The 1,671-nt window shown below is 64.1% G+C and carries 3 protein-coding genes; all 3 read left to right on the plus strand.

Annotated elements, in window-relative coordinates; translation table 11 throughout:
* A partial coding sequence (locus tag ENZ75_RS31140; RefSeq protein ID WP_206617145.1) for an IMP dehydrogenase occupies positions 1-736 on the plus strand: 736 nt, incomplete at its 5' end.
* Positions 687-1,310, plus strand: coding sequence for a hypothetical protein (locus ENZ75_RS31145; protein WP_082826435.1), 624 nt, complete (start codon positions 687-689; stop codon positions 1,308-1,310). The genes ENZ75_RS31140 and ENZ75_RS31145, both read left to right, overlap by 50 nt.
* A gap of 37 nt (positions 1,311-1,347) precedes the next feature.
* Positions 1,348-1,671, plus strand: a 324-nt coding sequence (locus tag ENZ75_RS31150; RefSeq protein WP_128278596.1) for an MAPEG family protein, incomplete at its 3' end; no start/stop codon positions are given.

Consider the following 1,671-nt stretch of genomic DNA (forward strand, 5'->3'; position numbering starts at 1 on the left):
GGTGATCGACACCGCGCATGGCCACTCGCAGCGCGTGCTCGACGCCGTCACGCGGGCGAAAAAACTATCCAACTCCGTCCGCATCCTGGCTGGCAATGTCGCCACCGCCGCGGGCACGCAGGCGCTGATCGACGCCGGCGCCGACGCCGTCAAGGTCGGCATCGGCCCGGGTTCCATCTGCACCACCCGCATCGTTGCCGGCGTCGGCGTGCCGCAGCTCTCAGCCATCATGTCGGCGGTCGAGACGGCGCACAAATCCGGCGTCTCGGTGATCGCCGATGGCGGCATCAAATATTCCGGCGATCTGGCCAAGGCGCTCGCCGCAGGCGCCAGTGCGGCCATGATCGGCTCGCTGCTGGCCGGAACCGACGAAAGCCCGGGCGAGGTCTATCTGCACCAGGGCCGCTCCTTCAAGGCCTATCGCGGCATGGGCTCGGTCGGCGCCATGGCCCGCGGCTCGGCCGATCGCTACTTCCAGGCCGAGGTGCGCGACACGCTGAAACTGGTCCCGGAAGGCATCGAAGGGCAGGTTCCCTACAAAGGACCTGTGTCTGGCGTGCTGCACCAGCTTGCGGGCGGCTTGAAAGCCGCTATGGGTTATGTTGGTGGCCGCGACCTTGCCGATTTCCGCGAGCGCGCCACCTTTGTGCGCATATCCAATGCCGGACTTCGTGAAAGCCACGCCCATGACGTCACGATTACCCGCGAAAGCCCGAACTATCCCGGCGGAGCCTGACCAGTACGGGCTCGGGCGGAGCCTGACGGCAACGATCCTGCGGCTGCCGCGCCACGCAGGCGCACTCTGTTTCCTGTCGGCGGTGGTTTTCATCGCCATGACGGCTATGGAATTCCTCTACTTCCGCCAGTTGAGCGGCGGCTTGCCATCACTCGACATGCGTATTTTCGGTTTCACTCCGGACGAAGGCATGGCCTGGCTGACGGCACTCGGCCGGCGCGGCGGCGAGATCATTCTCGTCTGGCACTATCTGACCTTCGATCTGTTGTTCCCGGCGCTGCTGTCTGTGACGCTGGTCAGCCTGATCCTGGCCACCGGCCGGCGATTGAAGGCTTTCCGCGTGCAGCCGGTGCAGCTGCAGTCGATCTTCGCGCTGGTCCTGGTGCTGCCCTACACGCTTGCCGACTACGCCCAGAACATCGCGGTAGCGCGGCTTCTGTCCGATTTCCTGTCGGCGAATCCGGACTCGCTGTCTTTGGCTTCGGCGCTCACCGTCACCAAATTCGCGCTTTTCGCCGTCCCGGTGATCGTCATTGCCGCCTTCTGGCTGGCAGGCCAGAAACGCCTGGCCTGATGCCGCGCGCAAAGCTCAGCCCGCTAGGGGAAACTTCGTGAACCAGACCACGATCTTCTGGCCTGTTCTGGCGCATGTGCTGCTGATCTACATCGTCTACTGCGTCCTGGGTCGCCGCAGATACGGCGCAATCAGGTCAGGCGAGGCGAAGCCAGCTCAGTTCAAGGTGCGTTCGACCGAGCCGGCCTCCAGCGTCACCGTTGCCGCCAATCTCACCAACCAGTTCGAGCTGCCGGTGCTGTTCTATGTGCTGTGCCTGACGCTGCACCTGACCAACGGCGTCAACTATCTGACCCTGGCGCTGATGTGGATTTTCGTCGCATCGCGCTATTTCCACGCCTGGGTTCACCTGACCAGCAAC

Origin of the sequence: Mesorhizobium sp. M7A.F.Ca.CA.002.04.1.1, assembly GCF_004022805.1 — a bacterium.
GTDB classification, from domain to species: Bacteria; Pseudomonadota; Alphaproteobacteria; order Rhizobiales; family Rhizobiaceae; genus Mesorhizobium; species Mesorhizobium ciceri.

What these genes read in the sequence shown, in the direction of transcription:
- ENZ75_RS31145 (WP_082826435.1), top strand. Translation starts at nt 687, where the DNA reads ATGACGTCACGATTACCCGCGAAAGCCCGAACTATCCCGGCGGAGCCT.